This is a genomic window from Streptomyces sp. NPDC001450 (assembly GCF_053597295.1).
This window is the reverse complement of sequence record NZ_JBSFHY010000026.1, coordinates 55,265-72,618: the sequence shown is the minus strand read 5'-3', so window position 1 is coordinate 72,618 and position 17,354 is coordinate 55,265. Positions and strand designations below refer to the sequence as shown.

At 71.7% G+C, this 17,354-nt stretch carries 19 protein-coding genes; 6 read left to right on the top strand and 13 right to left on the bottom strand.

Annotated features, from left to right (window positions below; genetic code table 11):
* Positions 1-41 precede the first annotated feature (41 nt).
* The 4 genes from ligA to ACWC5O_RS26780 all read right to left on the bottom strand — a co-directional run bounded on the left by ligA (position 42) and on the right by ACWC5O_RS26780 (position 4,675).
* Positions 42-2,240 carry an NAD-dependent DNA ligase LigA gene (ligA, locus tag ACWC5O_RS26795; protein WP_450590460.1) on the bottom strand — a complete coding sequence of 733 codons (2,199 nt, stop codon included), beginning with the start codon at positions 2,238-2,240 and terminating at the stop codon, positions 42-44.
* Positions 2,241-2,255: 15 nt separating this feature from the next.
* Positions 2,256-3,263 (bottom strand): methionine synthase, encoded by a 1,008-nt coding sequence (locus tag ACWC5O_RS26790; RefSeq protein WP_450590461.1) that lies wholly within the window; start codon positions 3,261-3,263, stop codon positions 2,256-2,258.
* 166 nt (positions 3,264-3,429) lie between these two features.
* Positions 3,430-4,119, bottom strand: coding sequence for an SDR family oxidoreductase (locus tag ACWC5O_RS26785; RefSeq protein WP_450590462.1), 690 nt, complete (start codon positions 4,117-4,119; stop codon positions 3,430-3,432).
* 16 nt (positions 4,120-4,135) lie between these two features.
* Entirely contained in the window at positions 4,136-4,675 is a 540-nt protein-coding gene (locus ACWC5O_RS26780) for an LOG family protein (protein WP_450590463.1), read from the bottom strand.
* A 51-nt stretch (positions 4,676-4,726) separates the two neighbouring features.
* Between ACWC5O_RS26780 and ACWC5O_RS26775 the strand changes: the two genes are divergently transcribed.
* Both ACWC5O_RS26775 and ACWC5O_RS26770 read left to right on the top strand, forming a co-directional pair.
* Positions 4,727-5,050, top strand: coding sequence for a DUF427 domain-containing protein (locus ACWC5O_RS26775; protein WP_450590464.1), 324 nt, complete (start codon positions 4,727-4,729; stop codon positions 5,048-5,050).
* 37 nt (positions 5,051-5,087) lie between these two features.
* Positions 5,088-5,870 carry an alpha/beta fold hydrolase gene (locus tag ACWC5O_RS26770; RefSeq protein ID WP_450590465.1) on the top strand — a complete coding sequence of 261 codons (783 nt, stop codon included), beginning with the start codon at positions 5,088-5,090 and terminating at the stop codon, positions 5,868-5,870.
* 9 nt (positions 5,871-5,879) lie between these two features.
* On the opposite strand, the gene mnmA is transcribed toward ACWC5O_RS26770, so the two are convergent.
* Entirely contained in the window at positions 5,880-7,010 is a 1,131-nt protein-coding gene (mnmA, locus tag ACWC5O_RS26765; protein WP_450590466.1) for a tRNA 2-thiouridine(34) synthase MnmA, read from the bottom strand.
* A 59-nt stretch (positions 7,011-7,069) separates the two neighbouring features.
* On the opposite strand from mnmA, the gene ACWC5O_RS26760 reads away from it, so the two are divergent.
* Positions 7,070-7,744, top strand: coding sequence for an N-acetylmuramoyl-L-alanine amidase (locus ACWC5O_RS26760; RefSeq protein ID WP_450590467.1), 675 nt, complete (start codon positions 7,070-7,072; stop codon positions 7,742-7,744).
* 87 nt (positions 7,745-7,831) lie between these two features.
* On the opposite strand, the gene ACWC5O_RS26755 is transcribed toward ACWC5O_RS26760, so the two are convergent.
* The 3 genes from ACWC5O_RS26755 to ACWC5O_RS26745 form a co-directional block, all read right to left on the bottom strand.
* Positions 7,832-9,001, bottom strand: coding sequence for a cysteine desulfurase family protein (locus ACWC5O_RS26755; protein WP_450590468.1), 1,170 nt, complete (start codon positions 8,999-9,001; stop codon positions 7,832-7,834).
* 255 nt (positions 9,002-9,256) lie between these two features.
* Positions 9,257-9,535 (bottom strand): DUF4190 domain-containing protein, encoded by a 279-nt coding sequence (locus ACWC5O_RS26750; protein WP_450590469.1) that lies wholly within the window; start codon positions 9,533-9,535, stop codon positions 9,257-9,259.
* Positions 9,536-9,567: 32 nt separating this feature from the next.
* On the bottom strand, positions 9,568-9,735 hold the full coding sequence (locus tag ACWC5O_RS26745; RefSeq protein ID WP_450590470.1) for a hypothetical protein: 168 nt from the start codon (positions 9,733-9,735) through the stop codon (positions 9,568-9,570).
* 145 nt (positions 9,736-9,880) lie between these two features.
* Between ACWC5O_RS26745 and ACWC5O_RS26740 the strand changes: the two genes are divergently transcribed.
* On the top strand, positions 9,881-10,507 hold the full coding sequence (locus tag ACWC5O_RS26740; protein WP_393480644.1) for a TetR family transcriptional regulator: 627 nt from the start codon (positions 9,881-9,883) through the stop codon (positions 10,505-10,507).
* 107 nt (positions 10,508-10,614) lie between these two features.
* On the opposite strand, the gene ACWC5O_RS26735 is transcribed toward ACWC5O_RS26740, so the two are convergent.
* Entirely contained in the window at positions 10,615-11,031 is a 417-nt protein-coding gene (locus ACWC5O_RS26735) for a hypothetical protein (protein ID WP_450590471.1), read from the bottom strand.
* Between the two features lie 140 nt (positions 11,032-11,171).
* The gene (locus ACWC5O_RS26730; protein ID WP_450590472.1) at positions 11,172-12,152 is read right to left on the bottom strand and encodes a helix-turn-helix transcriptional regulator; all 981 of its coding nucleotides are present in this window, start codon (positions 12,150-12,152) and stop codon (positions 11,172-11,174) included.
* A 152-nt stretch (positions 12,153-12,304) separates the two neighbouring features.
* Between ACWC5O_RS26730 and ACWC5O_RS26725 the strand changes: the two genes are divergently transcribed.
* A complete protein-coding gene (locus tag ACWC5O_RS26725; protein ID WP_450590473.1) occupies positions 12,305-12,895 on the top strand; it encodes a TIGR03086 family metal-binding protein in 591 nt (196 codons plus the stop codon).
* Between the two features lie 26 nt (positions 12,896-12,921).
* Here the strand turns inward: ACWC5O_RS26725 and ACWC5O_RS26720 are convergent, their stop codons facing one another.
* The gene (locus ACWC5O_RS26720) at positions 12,922-13,818 is read right to left on the bottom strand and encodes a thioesterase family protein (RefSeq protein WP_450590474.1); all 897 of its coding nucleotides are present in this window, start codon (positions 13,816-13,818) and stop codon (positions 12,922-12,924) included.
* Between the two features lie 184 nt (positions 13,819-14,002).
* Here ACWC5O_RS26720 and ACWC5O_RS26715 point away from each other — a divergent pair, with 184 nt between their 5' ends.
* Complete coding sequence (locus ACWC5O_RS26715; protein WP_450590475.1) at positions 14,003-15,268, top strand: alpha/beta hydrolase; 1,266 nt, start codon at positions 14,003-14,005, stop codon at positions 15,266-15,268.
* On the opposite strand, the gene ACWC5O_RS26710 is transcribed toward ACWC5O_RS26715, so the two are convergent.
* Both ACWC5O_RS26710 and ACWC5O_RS26705 read right to left on the bottom strand, forming a co-directional pair.
* The gene (locus tag ACWC5O_RS26710; RefSeq protein WP_450590476.1) at positions 15,177-15,836 is read right to left on the bottom strand and encodes a trimeric intracellular cation channel family protein; all 660 of its coding nucleotides are present in this window, start codon (positions 15,834-15,836) and stop codon (positions 15,177-15,179) included. The two genes, ACWC5O_RS26715 and ACWC5O_RS26710, sit on opposite strands and share 92 nt — an antisense overlap.
* Before the next feature lie 47 nt (positions 15,837-15,883).
* Positions 15,884-17,275 carry a M1 family metallopeptidase gene (locus ACWC5O_RS26705; protein WP_450590477.1) on the bottom strand — a complete coding sequence of 464 codons (1,392 nt, stop codon included), beginning with the start codon at positions 17,273-17,275 and terminating at the stop codon, positions 15,884-15,886.
* Positions 17,276-17,354: the final 79 nt, after the last annotated feature.

The following is a 17,354-nucleotide window of genomic DNA, read 5'->3' as shown; positions in this document are numbered from 1 at the left end:
CGTATGCAACTGATATGCGCCGAACGGGTGGCCTTCAACCGCTACTCCCCGGTCGGAAGCGCAACTTCCGCCGCCGCCTCGGGCCCCTGCTCCAACAGGACCCCGAAACCGTCCTCGTTCAGAACCGGAACCTTGAGCTGCATGGCCTTGTCGTACTTCGATCCCGGGTTGTCGCCCACCACGACGAACGAGGTCTTTTTCGAAACCGAACCGGTCACCTTCGCACCGCGGCTCTGCAGCGCCTCCTTGGCGCCGTCCCGGGTGAAGTTCTCCAGCGTGCCGGTCACGACGACGGTGAGACCCTCCAGCGGGCGCGGCCCCTCGTCCTCGCCGGACGACTCCTCCTCCAGCGGGACTCCGGCCGCCTTCCACTTGCGGACGATCTCGCGGTGCCACTCCTCGGCGAACCACTCCTTGAGGGCGGCGGCCACGATCGGGCCGACGCCGTCGGTGTCCTTCAGCTCCTCCTCGGTGGCCGCCTCGATCCGGTCGATCGAGCCGAAGCCACGGGCCAGTGCCTCGGCCGCGACCGGGCCGACGTGCCGGATGGACAGCCCGTTGAGGAAACGTGCGAGCGGGCGCTGCTTGGCCGCCTCGATGTTCTCCAGCAGCGCGAGGGTGTTCTTCTTCGGCTCGCCCTTCTGGTTGGCGAAGACCGTGACGACCTTCTCCTCGCCCGTCTTGGGGTCCCGCTTGGGCAGGCCGCTGTCCGGGTCGAGGACGTAGGCCTTGATGGGCAGCAGCTTCTCCACCGTCAGGTCGAACAGGTCGCCCTCGTCCACCAGCGGCGGGTCGGCAGGCTCCAGCGGGCGGGTCAGCGCCGCCGCGGCCACCGCGCCGAAGTGCTCGATGTCCAGGCACTCACGGCCGGCGAGGTAGGAGACCCGCTCGCGCAACTGGGCGGGGCAGGTGCGCGCGTTGGGGCAGCGGAGGTCGATGTCGCCCTCCTTCATGGGCCGCAGCGGCGTCCCGCACTCGGGGCACTCGCTCGGCATCACGAACTCCCGCTCGGTGCCGTCCCGCAGGTCGACCACGGGGCCGAGGATCTCCGGGATGACGTCACCGGCCTTGCGGATCACCACGGTGTCGCCGATGAGCACGCCCTTGGCCTTGACGACCTCCTGGTTGTGCAGGGTGGCGAACTCGACCTCGCTGCCCGCGACCGTGACCGGCTCGACCTGGGCGTACGGCGTGACGCGGCCGGTGCGGCCGACGCCCACCTTGATGTCGATGAGCTTGGTGTTGACCTCTTCCGGCGCGTACTTGTAGGCGATCGCCCAGCGCGGGGCCCGGGCTGTGGAGCCGAGGCGGCCCTGGAGCCGGATCTCGTCCAGCTTGACGACGGCGCCGTCGATCTCGTGCTCCACGGAGTGGCGGTTCTCGCCGTCGTAGTGAGCGATGAACTCCCGTACGCCGTCGAGGTCGTCGACCACCCGGTTGTGCGGGGAGGTGGGCAGACCCCAGGTCTTCAGCAGGTCGTAGGCCTGGGAGAGGCGGGTCATGCCCGTGAAGCCCTCCAGGGCGCCGATGCCGTGGACGACCATGTGCAGCGGGCGGGTGGCGGTGACCCGCGGGTCCTTCTGGCGCAGCGAACCGGCGGCGGCGTTGCGGGGGTTGGCGAAGGGCTTGTCGCCGGCCGCGACCAGGCGGGCGTTCAGCTCCTCGAACTTCTCCATCGGGAAGTAGACCTCGCCGCGGATCTCCACGAGGTCGGGGACGTCGTCGCCCTGGAGGCGGTCCGGGATCTCCGCGATCGTACGGACGTTCGGGGTGATGTCCTCGCCGGTGCGGCCGTCGCCGCGGGTGGCGGCGCGCGTGAGACGGCCGCGCTCGTAGGTGAGGTTGACGGCGAGGCCGTCCACCTTCAGCTCGCACAGGAAGTGGTACTCCTGGTCACCCAGCTCCCGGGCGATGCGGTCGGCCCAGGCGGCCAGCTCCTCGTCGTTGAAGGTGTTGTCCAGGGAGAGCATCCGCTGGCGGTGCTCGACCGCGGTGAACTCCGTCTCGTACGACCCCGCTACCTTCTGGGTCGGCGAGTCCGGCGTGCGCAGCTCCGGGTACTGCTCCTCCAGCGCCTCGAGCGTCTTCAGGAGCTGGTCGAACTCCGCGTCGCTGATGACGGGAGCGTCCTTCACGTAGTACCGGAAGCGGTGCTCCTCGACCTGCTCCGCGAGCAGGGCGTGCTTCTCGCGGGCCTCGGCGGGCACCGCCGTCGTCTCCGCTTGCTTGTCGCCGGCCACCGTGTTGTCCTCCCGTTACTCTGGGTTGTCCGCGAGTGATCTCGCCGCCTGGACGCAGTGGGCGAGCACCTGGCGCGCGTAGGCGGGGGAAGCGCCCGCGAGACCGCACGCCGGGGTGACCGTGACCGCCTCCGCGAGCAACCCCGGATGCAGCCCCAGCCTGCGCCACAGCGTCCTGACACCCATGACGCTACCGGCAGGGTCTGACAATGGGCCGTCCGTGCCCGGGACGACACCGGCGAACAGCCGGGTACCGCCTTCCACGGCCTCCCCGATGGCGTCGTCGTCACGTTCGGTGAGGAGCGAGAAGTCGAAGGAGAGGGCGGCCGCGCCGGCCCGGCGCAGCAGGGCGAACGGGACGTCGGGCGCGCAGGAGTGGACCACGACGGGCCCCCCGTCGTGCACTCCGATGACGTCCCGCAGGGCGGCCTCCACGACCTGCCGGTCCACGGCCCGGTGCGTGCGGTAGCCGCTGGCGGTGCGGACCTGTCCACGCAGTACGGCGGTGACGGAGGGCTCGTCGAGCTGGAGGACGAGCCGGGCACCCGGGACACGGCGTCGCATCTCGGCGAGGTGCAGCCGCAGGCCCTCCGCCAGCGAGCCGGCGAGGTCGCGGCAGGCGCCGGGGTCCGACAGGGCTGACTCGCCGTTCTTCAGCTCCAGGGCGGCGGCCAGCGTCCACGGCCCGACCGCCTGCACCTTGAGGTCGCCCTCGTAGTCCTGGGTGAACTCCTCCAGGGCGTCGAGGTCCTCGCCCAACCAGGACCGGGCCCGCTTGGTGTCGCGGCCCGGCCGGTCGCCGATCCGCCAGCCGCTGGGCTCCACGCGCGCGTACAGCTCGACGAGCATGCCCGCGGTCCGTCCGATCATGTCGGCGCCGGGGCCTCGCGCGGGCAGCTCGGGCAGGAACACGAAGTCCTCGAAGCTGCCGGTGACGGTCTTGGCGGCCTCCCGGGCGTCCCCTCCGGGCATGGACCCGATGCCGGTGGCGGAGCTGAAGGTGAAATGGCTGGTCTCACTCACCCCGGAAGCGTATGCCGTACGACGCACCAGGGGGCTCCGCCCCCTGGACCCCCGGCCTGTGCCCACCTGCCACCCGACTCGGTGGGCCGAGAAGTGGCCGCAGCATTCGGCTCGGCCGGCCGGGAAGTGAGAGTAGGGGCGGCGGGGGGCGAGGTCCCTCCCGTGGTCACCGCCCCGGCCGCACCGTAAGGTCGTTGACCTCCGCGTCCCTCGGCAGGTCCAGGGCCATCAGGATCGTCGTCGCGACCGACTCGGGGTCGATCCACCGGTCGGGGTCGTAGTCCTTGCCCTCCTGCTGGTGCACCTTGGCCTGCATGGGACTGGCCGTGCGCCCGGGGTAGACGGAGGTGACGCGGACACCGTTGCCGTGCTCCTCGTGGCGCAGGGAGTCGGCCAGGGCCTTCAGACCGTGCTTGGAGGCGGCGTAAGCGGACCAGCCGGCGTGGGCGTTGAGGCCGGCGCCGGAGTTGACGAAGATCACATGGCCGCGGGCGGCGCGGAGCTGGGGCAGGAAGTGCCGGGTCAGCTCGGCCGGGGCGACCAGGTTGACGTTGAGCTGGTGGCGCCAGGACTTGGGGGTCAGCTCGCCGACCTCGCCGAGGTCCACGACTCCGGCGATGTGCAGCAGCGAGTCGACCCGGTCCGGGAGCGTCTGGTGGGAGAAGGCCCAGGAGAGCTTGTCGGGGTCGCCCAGGTCGCCCACCAGGGTGCGCGCCCCGGGGTACTCGGCGGCCAGCTCCTTCGCACGGCCGGCGTCGCGCGCGTGCAGGACGAGTTCGTCCCCGCGCGCGTGCAGACGGCGGGCGACGGCCGCGCCGATACCGGAACCGGCCCCGGTGATCACATGTGTAGCCATGAGCGCCATGCTCGCATCATCGGGCGCGCAGGGACGCCTCCAGGTAGGCCAGTGCACCGGCCGGCTCCTCGGCGAAGAAGACCAGCTCGGACAGCGGGCGGGGCAGGAAACCCTCGTCCTCCATGCGGCGGAACTGCTCCTGGAGGCCGTCGTAGAAGCCGGCCGTGTTCAGCAGCACCACCGGCTTCTCGGTGCGGCCGTGCTTCTTCAACTCCAGGATCTCGGTGGCCTCGTCGAGCGTGCCGGTGCCGCCCACCATGATCACCACGCCGTCGGCCTTCTCCAGAAGCAGCTTCTTGCGTTCGGCGAGATCGGCGGCGATGACCATCTCGTCGGCGCCGGGCCGCGCCTTCAGCGCGAGGAACTCCACGGAGACGCCCAGCAGCCTGCCGCCCGCCTCGTGCACCCCGTCGGCGACCACCTTCATCAGACCGACGTTGGAACCGCCCCAGACCAGGGTGTGCCCGCCCTTGCCGAGCAGTTCCGCGAAGTCACGCGCTGGGCGCGTGTAGCGCTCGTCGAGGTCGGCGGCGGAGAGGAAGACGCAGATGTTCATGTTCCCCACCGTACGCGGGAAGAAGTACGGGCCCGCGCACGCTGTTCGGACATGGCCACAGGACACACGATCACCATCGAACGGGGCACGCAGCACGTGCGCGTGGTGCACGGCGACCAAGTGCTCGCGGAGACCGACCGTCCCCTCGTACTGCGCGAAACCGGCTCTCCGGTGCGGTACTACATCCCCGCCGAGGACGTCCGCCTCGACCTGCTCACCCCCTCCGACACCCACACCGTCTGTCCCTTCAAGGGCACCGCGTCCTACTGGTCGCTGCCGGACGCGCCCGACCTGGTGTGGGCGTACCCGGACCCGAAGCCGGGCGTGGCGGAGATCAGGGACCACTACTGCTTCTACGAGGTCGACGTGTCGTGACCGCTGAATTCCGTGCCGTACGGCAGTCTGCACCGGCATGGACAAGATGACGACTTCCCGCGACGGCACCTCCGTCGCGTACGGAGTGATCGGCCAGGGGCCGACGGTGATCCTGGTGAGCGGCGCGATGTCCACCGGCGGCACCGTGACGCCCCTGGCGCACCGGCTCGCGGACCGCTGCACGGCCGTCGTCTACGACCGCAGGGGCCGTGGTGAGAGCGGTGACACGGAACCGTACGCGGTCGAGCGCGAGGTCGAGGACCTGGCCGCGCTGATCGAGGCGGTGGGCGGTGCCGCGGCGCTGTTCGGGGTCTCCTCGGGCGGTGCGCTGGTGCTGGAGGCGGCGGCGAGCGGCCTGCCGGTGCGTCAGGCGGCCGTGTACGAGGTGCCGTTCGCGGACTTCCTGGACGGCGGCGCCGAGCGGGAGGCCGCGTACAAGGAGAGCTTGAACGAGGCGCTGGCCGAGGGCCGGCGCGGGGACGCGGTGGAGCTGTTCCTGCGTCTGACGGGCCTGGGCGAGGAGATGATCCGGGGCGCGCGTGAGTCGCCCATGTGGGCCGGCATGGAGGCCGTCGCACCGAGCCTGGCGTACGACGACGCCGTCATGGGCGACGGCCTGCTGCCGCGCGAGCGGCTGGCCGCGATCTCCGTGCCCGTTCTCGTGGCCGCGGGCGGGGCGAGCCCCGCGTGGATGCTCGAGGCGAACCGCGCGCTCGCGCAGGCGCTGCCCCAGGGCACGTACCGGGTGCTGGAGGGCCAGACCCACATGGTGGAACCGGGCGTTCTCGGCCCGGTGCTGGCCGACTTCCTCACCCGCTGAGCGGGCCGGTCAGACCGCCGCTGCCGCCGCGCGTGTGGTCGAAGCGATCGTGGCCGAGCCGACCACGCGCGTGCCGTCGTACAGGACGATCGCCTGGCCGGGGGCGACACCGCGGACCGGCTCGGTGAAGCCGACGCGCAGTTCGCCGTCGACCAGTTCCGCGGTGACCTCGGTCTCGCCGCCGTGGGCACGGAGCTGGGCGGTGTAGGTGCCGGGGCCGGACGGGGCGCTGCCGCACCAGCGCGGCTTGACAGCCGTCAGCGCGGTGACGTCCAGAGCGGCGGCAGGGCCGACGGTCACCGTGTTGTTCACCGGGGAGATGTCGAGGACGTAGCGCGGCTTGCCGTCGGCGGCCGGGGTGCCGATGCGCAGCCCCTTGCGCTGGCCGATCGTGAAGCCGTACGCGCCCTCGTGCGTACCCACCTTGGCGCCGGACTCGTCGACGATGTCGCCCTCGGCCTTGCCGAGCCGCTGGGCCAGGAAGCCCTGGGTGTCGCCGTCGGCGATGAAGCAGATGTCGTGCGAGTCGGGCTTCTTGGCGACCGCCAGGCCCCGGCGCTCGGCCTCCGCGCGGATCTCCTCCTTGGTGGTGACCGTGTCGCCGAGCGGGAACAGCGCGTGGGCGAGCTGCTTCTCGTCCAGGACGCCGAGGACGTACGACTGGTCCTTGGCCATGTCGGAGGCGCGGTGCAGCTCGCGGGAGCCGTCCTCCTTGACGATCACCTTCGCGTAGTGACCGGTGCAGACGGCGTCGAAGCCGAGGGCCAGCGCCTTGTCCAGCAGCGCGGCGAACTTGATCTTCTCGTTGCAGCGCAGGCAGGGGTTGGGGGTGCGGCCGGCCTCGTACTCGGCGATGAAGTCCTCGACGACGTCCTCGCGGAAGCGGTCGGCGAGGTCCCACACGTAGAACGGGATGCCGATGACGTCGGCGGCGCGGCGGGCGTCGCGCGAGTCCTCGATGGTGCAGCAGCCCCGCGCGCCGGTGCGGAAGGACTGGGGGTTCGCGGAGAGCGCGAGATGGACGCCGGTGACGTCGTGGCCGGCTTCCGCGGCCCGCGCGGCGGCGACGGCGGAGTCGACCCCGCCGGACATGGCGGCGAGGACGCGGAGGGGGCGGGGGCGCTGCGGGGTGTCAGTCATAGCCCTTCCAGGGTACGGGGCGCGGGAACCGGGGCCGCCGGATATCCGTTGACGATCACATGGGGGCGACGACTGAGGAGACGACCGAGGCGCCGGCGAAGGACGGGGACCGGCGGCTGGGGCGGCGCGCCCTGCTCGTCGGCGGGGCCGCGGCCGCCGTGGGCACGGCCGTGCTGGCCCGCGACGAGCTGTCCCGGCTGTGGTGGCGACTGCCCGGGGTGGAGAAGCCACGGGTGGCCGGGGCCGTCGACTTCCGGGGCGCGCGCTGGGTGCCGGCCTCGACGGCGAACTACCGGCGGGCGGACCGGCCGGACGACTACCGGATCGACCGCGTGGTCATCCATGTCACGCAGGGCGGTTACCCGTCGGCGGTGAAGGTCTTCCAGGACCCCGCGCACGGCGCCGCGGCGCACTACATCGTGCGCAAGGACGGCCGGATCACCCAGCTGATCCGCGAGCTGGACGTGGCCTTCCACGCGGGCAACCGGGAGTACAACGAACGCAGCGTCGGCATCGAGCACGAGGGCTTCGTGGAGGACCCCTCCTCCTTCACGGACGCGATGTACGCGGCCTCGGCGCGACTGACGGCGGCGATATGCGGGCGCTACGGCATACCCGTCGACCGGGAGCACGTCATCGGGCACGTGGAGGTGCCGGGGACGGACCACACGGACCCCGGGCGCCACTGGGACTGGGACCGCTACCTGGGGCTGGTGCGGCGGGCGCGGACCTGAGGGGGCACGCCGGTCCCATGCCGGCCCCGCCCGTCCTGCGTCGGCTCCGCCGGTCCTGCGTCAGCCCCGCCGGTCCTACGTCAGGTCCTACGTCAGCCCCGCCGCCCGAGCCCGCTCCACGGCCGGCCCGATCGCCTTGGCCAGGGCCTCGACGTCGGCGTCCGTGGAGGTGTGGCCGAGGGAGAAGCGCAGGGTGCCGCGGGCCAGGTCCGGGTCGGTTCCGGTGGCCAGCAGGACGTGGCTGGGCTGGGCGACGCCCGCGGTGCAGGCGGAGCCGGTGGAGCACTCGATGCCCTGGGCGTCCAGCAGGAGCAGCAGGGAGTCGCCCTCGCAGCCCGGGAAGGTGAAGTGGGCGTTGGCCGGGAGGCGGCCCTCGGGCGCCGGGTCGCCGCCGAGGATCGCGTCCGGCACCGCCGCACGGACGGCGTCGATCAGCCGGTCCCGCAGGGCGCCGATCTCGCGGGCGAACCAATCCTGTTGCTCGGCGGCCACGCGGGCGGCCACCGCGAAGGAGGCGACGGCCGGGACGTCGAGGGTGCCGGAGCGGACGTGGCGTTCCTGGCCGCCGCCGTGCAGGACGGGTACGGGGGTGTACTCGCGGCCGAGGAGCAGCGCCCCGATGCCGTAGGGGCCGCCGATCTTGTGGGCCGACACCGTCATCGCGGCGAGGCCGGAGGTGCCGAAGTCGACCGGGAGCTGGCCGAAGGCCTGGACCGCGTCGGCGTGCAGGGGAATGCCGAACTCGCCTGCGACGTCGGCGAGTTCACGGACCGGCATGACCGTGCCGATCTCGTTGTTGGCCCACATCACGGTGGCCAGGGCGACGTCCTCGGGGTTGCGGGCGACGGCCTCGCGCAGCGCCTCGGGGTGGACACGGCCGTAGGAGTCGACGGGGAGGTACTCGACGGTGGCGCCCTCGTGTTCGCCGAGCCAGTGCACGGCGTCGAGTACGGCGTGGTGCTCGACGGGGCTGGCCAGGACGCGGGTGCGGGCCGGGTCGGCGTCGCGGCGGGACCAGTACAGGCCCTTCACCGCGAGGTTGTCGGCCTCGGTGCCGCCCGAGGTGAGGACGACCTCGCTGGGGCGGGCGCCCAGCGCCTCGGCAAGGGTTTCGCGGGACTCCTCGACCGTGCGGCGGGCCCGGCGGCCGGAGGCGTGCAGGGAGGACGCGTTGCCGGTGATGCTCAGCTGGGCGGTCAGGGCCTCTGCCGCCTCCGGGAGCATCGGGGTCGTGGCGGCGTGGTCGAGGTAAGCCATGGTGAGCCCGATTCTACGAGCCCTTGTAGCGGGGCTTGCCCTCGAGTGGGCCCTCTTGCCGCGCGGCGCCTGGTGAGGGGTGCGGGTGCGGCTTGCCCGGGATGCCGGTGCGGCTTGCGTCAGCTGCGGGTGCGCCTTGCGTGGGCTGCACCTGACGTTGGCGGCGGCGCGCCCGGCGCTGCAGGCCGGTACGGCTGAGCCCCGTCGTCCTCGGGGCCTTCAGTCGCCGTCGTCCTCGGGGCCTTCAGTCGTTGGTCACAGGCTCCACGACACCGTGTGGGACATCTCCATGGCGATGGCCAGGACCGCCAGGTCCGCGACGCCCAGGGTCAGGCCCAGGTAGGCGCGGCCGCGGCGGGTCGTGCCGCGCCAGAGGGCGACGGCGGCCAGGGCGATGGCGATCGGACCGAGGAAGAGGTTGAGGACGAGCAGGCCGAGCAGGCCGAGGATGAAGGACGCCACGGCCATTCCGTCGGCGTCCCGCGCCTGCGCGCGGGTGTCGGTGCGGCCGGTGGCCGGTGCGGTGAGTTGCATGGTGCTCAGCTCCTGGAAGTCGATCCGGAAGGTCAGTTGGCCGAGGTGCTGCGGCGGCGGCCGTGGCGCTCGCGGATCGCGAAGACGGCGAGCCAGGCGGCGATGAAAGCGGCGACGGTGACGGTGACGGTCAGCGGTACGTGGGCGACGGTGCCCAGTACGACGCCGAGCAGCATGAGTGCGACGACGAGGAACAGCATGGGATCAGATCCCCCCTCCGAGATGCCTTGGGTCTGGCCTCTGTGAAGTTTCGGTGAACAGTTGTAGTAACAGTTGTTCACTGACTTCGAGTCTAGCGCTTCCCGCGGCTTTAAAATTCCAGAGAACAGTTGTTAACTGGATGACATGAGTCACACCCTCGGCATCCGGCAGGCCCAGAAGCAGAAGACCCGGCAGGCTTTCCTGGACGCGGCGCTCGCGCTGCTGGAGGAGCAGAGCCTGAGCAGTCTGGGTCTGCGCGAGGTCACGCGCGCCGTCGGTGTCGCCCCGACCGCCTTCTACCGGCACTTCCGCTCCACCGCCGACCTCGGCGTCGCCCTGGTCGACGAGGCTCTGGGCAGCCTGCACCCGATGGTGCGGACGACGGTGTCCACGGCGGGCGACAGCGAGGAGCGCATCACGCGCGCGATCGAGTTGATCGCGCACCACGTGGACGCCCATCCCGCCCACGTCCGTTTCATCGCCCGCGAGCGGCACGGCGGTGTCCAGCCCGTGCGCGAGGCCATCCAGTCCCAACTGGCCCGGTTCGCCGAGGAGGTGAAGGCCGAGCTGGCCAAGGACCCGCAGGCCGAGGGCTGGAGCGACGACGACGTGTTGATGCTCGCGCACCTGTACGTCGACCAGATGCTCATCACCGCCTCGCTCTTCCTCGAGACGCTGGAGGGATCCGCGGACGAGCGGGAGCGCGTCGCCCAGCTCGCCACCCGGCAGATGCGGCTCATCAGCATCGGCCGCCGGCACTGGCTGGACTGACCGGCCGCTGCACACGCGCGGGGGCGACGCGCCCGTCCCGCCGAGCGCGCCGCCCCCGCCGTCGTACGGCCGTACGGCCGTACGCCCCCGTCGATCAGCCCCGTCGATCAGCCCTGCTGATCCTGCGCCTCGCCCTGCCCTCCGGCCTGCCCCCCGGCCTGAGCCCCGCTCTGCCCTCCGGCCTGCCCCCCGCCCGGACCGCCGCAGCCGCCGCCCTGGCCGCCCCCGGGACCGCCCTGGCCGCCGCCGGGCGCGCCGCTCGGCATGCCCGAGGGCGCACCGCTCGGCCGAGCCGACGGTGCCCCGGTCGGCTTGACCGTGGAGGCACCCGAAGGCGCGCCGGACGGTGCCCCGCTCGGCCGGCGCCCCGTGCCGCCGTCCGGCATGCCGGACGGTGCCTGGCAGGCCTGCCGGCCGGAGGTGCCGCTGGTCGAGGAGGAGGAGTCGCCCGAGCCGCACGCGGTGAGCAGCAGCGGGGACAGCGCCAGCAGGGCGACGGCGGGGACGAGGCGTGCACGCTTCATGAGAGTCAGCTCCGCGGAAGATGAGGGAATCCTGAGGCGGGCACTCAACCAACGGCGGTTAAGGCGTTCTTGGGCCCGCGCTGTCCGTCGCCTGTCAATCGGGTAAAGCGCACCTCAAACACCGCCGCCCACCTGGGATTTCACCCTTCGCTCCGGCCCGCCCCCTGGTACAAGGCCGTGACAGAACGGACCGCCCGCAGCAGTTCCGCGCGCGCCTCGGGTGGGTCGAGTATCTCCACCTGGTCGGAGAACGCGAGCAGTTGCCTCACTGCGCGCAGCACCGGGTAGGACAGCCGGGCGGTGACCCAGTCGCTCTCGCCGTCGTCGTCGGGGAGTTCGGTCAGCTGCGCGGCGGCCATGCGCTGGAACATGTCGAGACGCTCGCGCCGGATCCGTACCGTGACGTCGATCCCGTCCTCCGGGCGCTCCTCCACCTGGCGGCGCAGCACCTCCCAGACGTCGGCGAGTTCGACACCGGGCCGGCGCCGCACCGGGTCGTCCAGCAGACGTGCCGAGCGCACCCGGTCGGCACGGAACAGCCGGGGCGCGCCGCGCCGGTCGGCGACCAGGTACCAGACCCCGGCCTTGGCGACCAGGCCGTACGGATCCACGGTGTACGTCCGCGGCTCCCGCTCCCCGCTGTGCCGGTAGCGCAGCCTGAGCCGCCGGTCGGAGAACACCGCGTCCTGGAGCACCTCCAGGTCGACGGCCTGTTGCGGGCCGCTCCGCCAGCGGGTGGCGTCGACCAGGATGCGGCGGCTGGTGACCTCGGCGGCGGGCCGGTGCGGGGCCGGCAGGGCCGCCATCACCTTGCGCAGGGCCGAGCCGAGCGCCGCGTCGAGGCCGAGCGCGGCGTGGGCACCCTGGGCGGCGAGGATGAACAGGGCGCGGGACTCGTCGGCGGTGAGGCCGGTGACGTCCGTGCGGAAACCGGCGAGGAGTTCGATGCCGCCGTGCCGGCCGCGCTCGGCGTACACGGGGACGCCGGAGGCCGACAGGGCCTCGACGTCCCGGTAGATGGTGCGGACCGACACCTCCAGCCGGTCGGCGAGTTCGTGCGCGGGGACGCGGCCCCGGGTCTGCAGGAGCAGCAGGATCGACAGCAGACGGTCGGACTTCACGCCGACAGGATCCCGCCGAGCGGGTGACCGGAGCAATCGACGGCGACGGTACCGGGTCGTCCACCCGGAAAAAGCCTGGCCGAAAAAAACATGACGGAAACTGTCAGGTTATCGAGGGAACCTCACTGCACCGACCTACGGAGAGGCATCCCATGAACACCATCGACCCGCGCCCCGTCTACACCCGCGCCACCGAGCAGGCGGCCGCGCTCATCAAGACGGTGCGCCCCGAGCAGCTCGACGGCCCCACGCCCTGTACCGAGTTCGACGTACGGACCCTGCTGAGCCACATCGTGGGCGGCACCCGGCGGATCGCCGTGGTCGGCGAGGGCGGCGACGGGCTCGCGATCCACCCCTTCGCCGAGGGCGTGGTGGACGACGGCTGGGCGGCCGCCTACGACGAGGTACGCGTCCGCGTCCTGAAGGCCTGGGAGGCCGACGAGCGGATGACGAGCCCGGTGCGCGTGCCCTGGGGCGAGGTCCCCGGCCACGCGGCACTCTCCGGCTACGTCATGGAGATCGTGACCCACACCTGGGACCTCTCCGAGGCCCTCGGCCACCCCGGGGAACTCGACCCGGAGCTGGCCGAGTTCGCGCTGGCCACCGCTCGCCAGGTGCTGCCCGACTCCCGCCCCCGCGACGAGGACACCCCCTTCGACGCCCGCCACCAGGCACCCGAGGGAGCGGACGTCTACGAGCAGCTGGCGGCCTGGATGGGCCGCCGGCCCCTCGACCGGGCCTGATCGGCGGCCTGACCGGCCCGCTCCGGTCAGGCGAGGCGGGCTCGGGCGAGCTGGCGGGACTGGGCGACCAGGCGGTCCTCGCTGTCCCAGACCTCCGCGTCCTCCTCCAGGAAGCCGCCGGCCAGGTTGCGTGTGGTGATCGACACACGCAGCGGGCCGGGGGCCGGGCGGTGGCGGACGTGGACGGTGAGTTCGACCGTGGGCACCCAGCCCTTGAGGCCGATCTCGAAGGCGGTGGGCGGGAGGGCGTCCACCGCGAGGAGCAGGGAGAGCGGGTCGGCGTCACGACCGTCGGCGAGGCCGAACCAGGCCCGCATCTCGCCCTTGCCGGAGGGCGCGCCCAGCGCCCAGCCGAGGGTGGCGGGGTCCAGCTTGAGCATGAGCCGGTCGGTGATGGCCGAGCTGCCCGGGATCGGGGCGGGCGAGTCGTCCGGGCCGAAGCACTGGTCCAGCGGCGGGATCGCCGGCGGGGTCGCCGTCGTACGGACGTCGTCGGGGAGGGTGGCGAGGTCGCCGTAGGAGGCGAGGACCCGGATGCGCTCGACCTCGTTGCCGTCGTCGTCGTACTGGAAGAGCGAGGCCTGGCCGGTGGAGAGGGTGCGGCCGGTGCGGACCGGCTCGGTGCGGACGACCGCCGGGCCCGGCTGCGACGCGGTCAGGTAGTGCGCGGAGATGGTGAAGGGGTCCGGGTGCGGGAGGGCGTCCGCGAGGGCCCGGCCGAGCACGGCCAGCAGATAGCCGCCGTTGACGGCGTTGATGATGGTCCAGCCGGCGGAGAGGTCGATGTCGTAGACCCCGGGCTCGCGCCGGGTGACCGCGGTGTCGTGGTCGAACTCGCTGTCGCCGATCACGGCCCGCGATGGGGGTCCCCCCGCTCGAGCGAAGCCGAGAGTGGGGGAGGGTGCGGAAGCTGCTTCTGGCATGACTGAACCGTACAACAGGAAATTACTAAGCGGTAGCTTTGCGTGGGGCGGGCGGATGACAAGACCGCACCGGGCGGATGGCGGGATGGGGTGAGACCCCCTGCCGGGTGAGGTTCCGGCAATTTCCAGGTAAGTGTCCCGACACGTCCACAACCCCGGGCCCCCGATTCCCCTCTATGGGGACATGAGCCTCACCGGGACTCCGTTCCTCTACACGACCATCGTGCTCTCCGTGGTCGCCGTCATACTGCCGCTCGTCCTGTGGTCGAGGATGCGGGGGCCGAGGCCCCTGCGCGCCGCGGCCCGTGTGCTGATGCTGCTGTTCGCCCAGGGCACGGCTGTCACGCTGGTGTTCGTACTGGTCAACAACCAGAACAACCTGTACGACAACTGGGCCGACCTGTTCGGCACCGGCGACCACGTCCAGCAGGCCGCCGACCTCGGCCGGGACGGCACCGGCGGCATAGCGCTGAAACGGTTGCCCAAGGTCAAGCAGAACTTCGGGCAGGCCGACGGCCCCGGCATGCGCGCGGCCGGCGGGGTGCGCGTCACCCAGCTCAAGGGCCGGGTCTCCGGTGTGAACGCCGAGGTCTACGTCTGGCTGCCGCCGCAGTACAACGAGCCGGCCTACCGCAACAAGAAGTTCCCGGTCGTGGAACTGCTGCCGGGCTACCCCGGCTCGGCGAAGGCCTGGTTCGGGTCGCTGAGGGCGCACGAGCAGCTGCTGCCGCTGATGCGCAGCGGCCAGGTGGCACCCTTCATCCTGGTCGCCCCGCGCACCAACCTGCTGGCGGGCGTGGACACCGGCTGCGCCAACATCCCCGGCCAGGTCAACGCCGACAGCTGGCTCAGCATCGACGTGCCGAAGATGGTCACGGACAACTTCCGGGCCCAGCCGGCCCCGCAGGGCTGGGCGGTGGCCGGGTACTCGGCGGGCGCGCACTGCGCGGTCAAGCTGGCCGTGGCGCACCCGGACCGGTACCGGGCCGCGGTGAGCATGTCCGGCTACAACGACCCGATCGGCGAGCGCAACTCCCTCGCCGCCCAGAACCCCACGCTGCGCGCCGAGAACAATCCTTACCTGCTTCTCAAGAAGGCGGCCGCACCGCCCCGGATCGCGCTGTACTTCTCCGGCGAGTCGGGCGACGGCTACCAGGCCGGCGTGGCGCTGGAGTCCGTCGCCAAGGCGCCGACGACCGTGCACGTGGTGTTCCTGCCGCGCAGCGCGGGCGGGCACACCATGGCGCTGTGGCGGCCGCAGGTCACCACGGTGTTCCGCTGGCTGACCCTGGAGATGGGCCAGAACCACGCCAGGGGCGCGGACCGGTCCCTGACCGGGACCGGTCGGTCCGCCGGGTCTACTCCTCCGACACCGTCGAGCGACGGTTCCACGCGCGCGGCGCTCGCCAGTGGTACTTCATCGCCAGCAGGCGCAGGACGAAGGCGGTGACCACCGCGAGTCCGCTGGTGAACGAGGTCAGGACGTCGTAGTGGATGCACAGCACCACCATGGTGGCGCCGACGATCGCCGGGACCGCGTACAGGTCGCGGTCCCAGCGCAGCAGCGAGGGGACCTCGTTGGCGAGCACGTCCCTGAGCACGCCACCGCCGACCGCGGTGGCGAGGCCCAGGGTCGCGGACGCGGTCAGGTTGAGGCCGTAGGAGTACGCCTTCGTCGTACCGGAGACCGAGAACAGGCCGAGGCCGGCCGCGTCGAAGACGAGGACCGCCGACTGGATGCGCTCCACGTGCGGATGCAGGAAGAAGACCACGAGCGCGGCGAACAGCGGGGTGAAGAAGTACCCGAGGTCCGTGAAGGCGGCCGGGGGCACGGCCCCGATGATCACGTCGCGGAACAGCCCTCCGCCCAGCGCGGTGACCTCGGCGAGCACGGCGATGCCGAACACGTCGAAGTTCTTCCGGACGGCCAGCAGCGCGCCGGAGATCGCGAACACGAAGATGCCGATGACATCGAGCGTGTGCTGGACAGAGGGACTGAAGAGTTGCTGGAGCTGCACCCTGACATTCTTACCTGTCAGGGCGCGTGCACCTTACAAAGCCAGGCCTAGAGGGTCGGCTTGCCTGTCGTGAACAGCCAGGTGTCGAAGAGGTCGTCCAGCTGCTGCCCGCTGATCCGCTCGGCGAGGCGGATGAAGTCGGCCGTGTCCGCGTTGCCGTACCGGTGGAGCCGGGTCCAGGTGGGCAGCAGCCGGAAGAACGCCTCGTCGCCGATGCGCTCCCGCAGCGCCTGGAGGGTCATCGCGCCGCGCTGGTAGACGGCGGAGGCGAACATCGTGTCGCGCTGCGGGTCGGCCACCTTGATCTGCCAGAAGGCCGCGTCGGCGGGGCGGGCGTCGTAGGCGGCGCGGAAGGAGTCGTGGGCCGAGCGGGTGCCCTGATGCTCCGCCCACAGCCACTGGGCGTAGCTGGCGAAGCCCTCGTTGAGCCAGATGTCCTTCCACCGGTCCACGCTCACCGAGTCGCCGAACCACTGGTGGGCCAGCTCGTGCACGATGGTCGTCTCGTTGCGCACCGCCGAGTAGGCGGGCTTGCTCTGCACCTCCAGCGAGAACCCGGCCTCGGGCATGTCGTCGACGATCGCGCCGGTCTCCTCGAAGGGGTACGGCCCGAAGACCTGCGACCAGTAGTCGGTGGCGGCGGCCGTGACGGCGTACACGTCGACGTTGTTGCTGTTCTTCAGGACGGGGTCGACGGCGACGTAGATCGGGATGCCGCCCGGGGTACGGCCGGTCTGCACGTCGAACTTCCCGATGGTGGCGGTGGCGAGGTAGGTGGCCATGGGCCGGCTCTCGCGCCAGTGCGTGTACGTCGAGCCGCCCCAGTCGTACGTCGACACGAGCCGGCCGTTGGAGACGCCGGTCAGGCCCTCGGGTGCCTTGATCCGGATGTCGTAGGTGGCCTTGTCGGCGGGGTGGTCGCTGGACGGGAACCAGGTGGAGGCGGCGTTGGGCTCACAGGCGACGAAGACGCCGTCGGCGGTCTTCATCCAGCCGTACTTCGAGCCGAAGACGATGGGCCCGCCGAGCGGCTCGGGTATGCCGCCGTAGGTGACGGACACGGTGAACTCGCGGCCCTTGGCCAGGGAGCGGCGCGGGGTGACGGTGACCTCGTCGCCGTCGCGCGTGAACTGTGCGCGTCTGCCGTCGACCTCGACCTTCGTGATCTCCAGCTGCTGCAGGTCGAGGTCGAAGGAGGAGAGGTTCTGGGTCGCGCGCGCGGTGAGGGTCGTACGGCCGTCCAGGCGGCCGGTGCCCGGGTCGTAGGCGATGTCCAGGTCGTAGTGGCGGGCGTCGAAGCCGCCGTTGCCGAGCTGCGGGAAGTAGGAGTCGCCGATGCCGGGTGCGCCCGCGGTGGGGGCGGGAGAGGCAGCGATGACGAGGAAGGAGGCCGCCGCGGTGGCGACCGCCCCTAAGCGTGCCGAACGGGAGAGTGCCATGGTCGTCCCTTTCGAGCGTGTGCCTGTCGGTGGACGGACACGGACGACTCTGCACTCTCCCGTTCGGGCATGTACATGA

Bases quoted from the DNA above. Each gene is read 5' to 3' on its own strand.
- ACWC5O_RS26785 (WP_450590462.1), bottom strand. From the start codon at position 4,119: ATGGCTACACATGTGATCACCGGGGCCGGTTCCGGTATCGGCGCGGCC.
- ACWC5O_RS26780 (WP_450590463.1), bottom strand. From the start codon at position 4,675: ATGAACATCTGCGTCTTCCTCTCCGCCGCCGACCTCGACGAGCGCTAC.
- ACWC5O_RS26775 (WP_450590464.1), top strand. From the start codon at position 4,727: ATGGCCACAGGACACACGATCACCATCGAACGGGGCACGCAGCACGTG.
- ACWC5O_RS26770 (WP_450590465.1), top strand. From the start codon at position 5,088: ATGGACAAGATGACGACTTCCCGCGACGGCACCTCCGTCGCGTACGGA.
- mnmA (WP_450590466.1), bottom strand. From the start codon at position 7,010: ATGACTGACACCCCGCAGCGCCCCCGCCCCCTCCGCGTCCTCGCCGCC.
- ACWC5O_RS26760 (WP_450590467.1), top strand. From the start codon at position 7,070: ATGGGGGCGACGACTGAGGAGACGACCGAGGCGCCGGCGAAGGACGGG.
- ACWC5O_RS26755 (WP_450590468.1), bottom strand. From the start codon at position 9,001: ATGGCTTACCTCGACCACGCCGCCACGACCCCGATGCTCCCGGAGGCG.
- ACWC5O_RS26750 (WP_450590469.1), bottom strand. From the start codon at position 9,535: ATGCAACTCACCGCACCGGCCACCGGCCGCACCGACACCCGCGCGCAG.
- ACWC5O_RS26745 (WP_450590470.1), bottom strand. From the start codon at position 9,735: ATGCTGTTCCTCGTCGTCGCACTCATGCTGCTCGGCGTCGTACTGGGC.
- ACWC5O_RS26740 (WP_393480644.1), top strand. From the start codon at position 9,881: ATGAGTCACACCCTCGGCATCCGGCAGGCCCAGAAGCAGAAGACCCGG.
- ACWC5O_RS26735 (WP_450590471.1), bottom strand. From the start codon at position 11,031: ATGAAGCGTGCACGCCTCGTCCCCGCCGTCGCCCTGCTGGCGCTGTCC.
- ACWC5O_RS26725 (WP_450590473.1), top strand. From the start codon at position 12,305: ATGAACACCATCGACCCGCGCCCCGTCTACACCCGCGCCACCGAGCAG.
- ACWC5O_RS26720 (WP_450590474.1), bottom strand. From the start codon at position 13,818: ATGCCAGAAGCAGCTTCCGCACCCTCCCCCACTCTCGGCTTCGCTCGA.
- ACWC5O_RS26715 (WP_450590475.1), top strand. From the start codon at position 14,003: ATGAGCCTCACCGGGACTCCGTTCCTCTACACGACCATCGTGCTCTCC.
- ACWC5O_RS26705 (WP_450590477.1), bottom strand. From the start codon at position 17,275: ATGGCACTCTCCCGTTCGGCACGCTTAGGGGCGGTCGCCACCGCGGCG.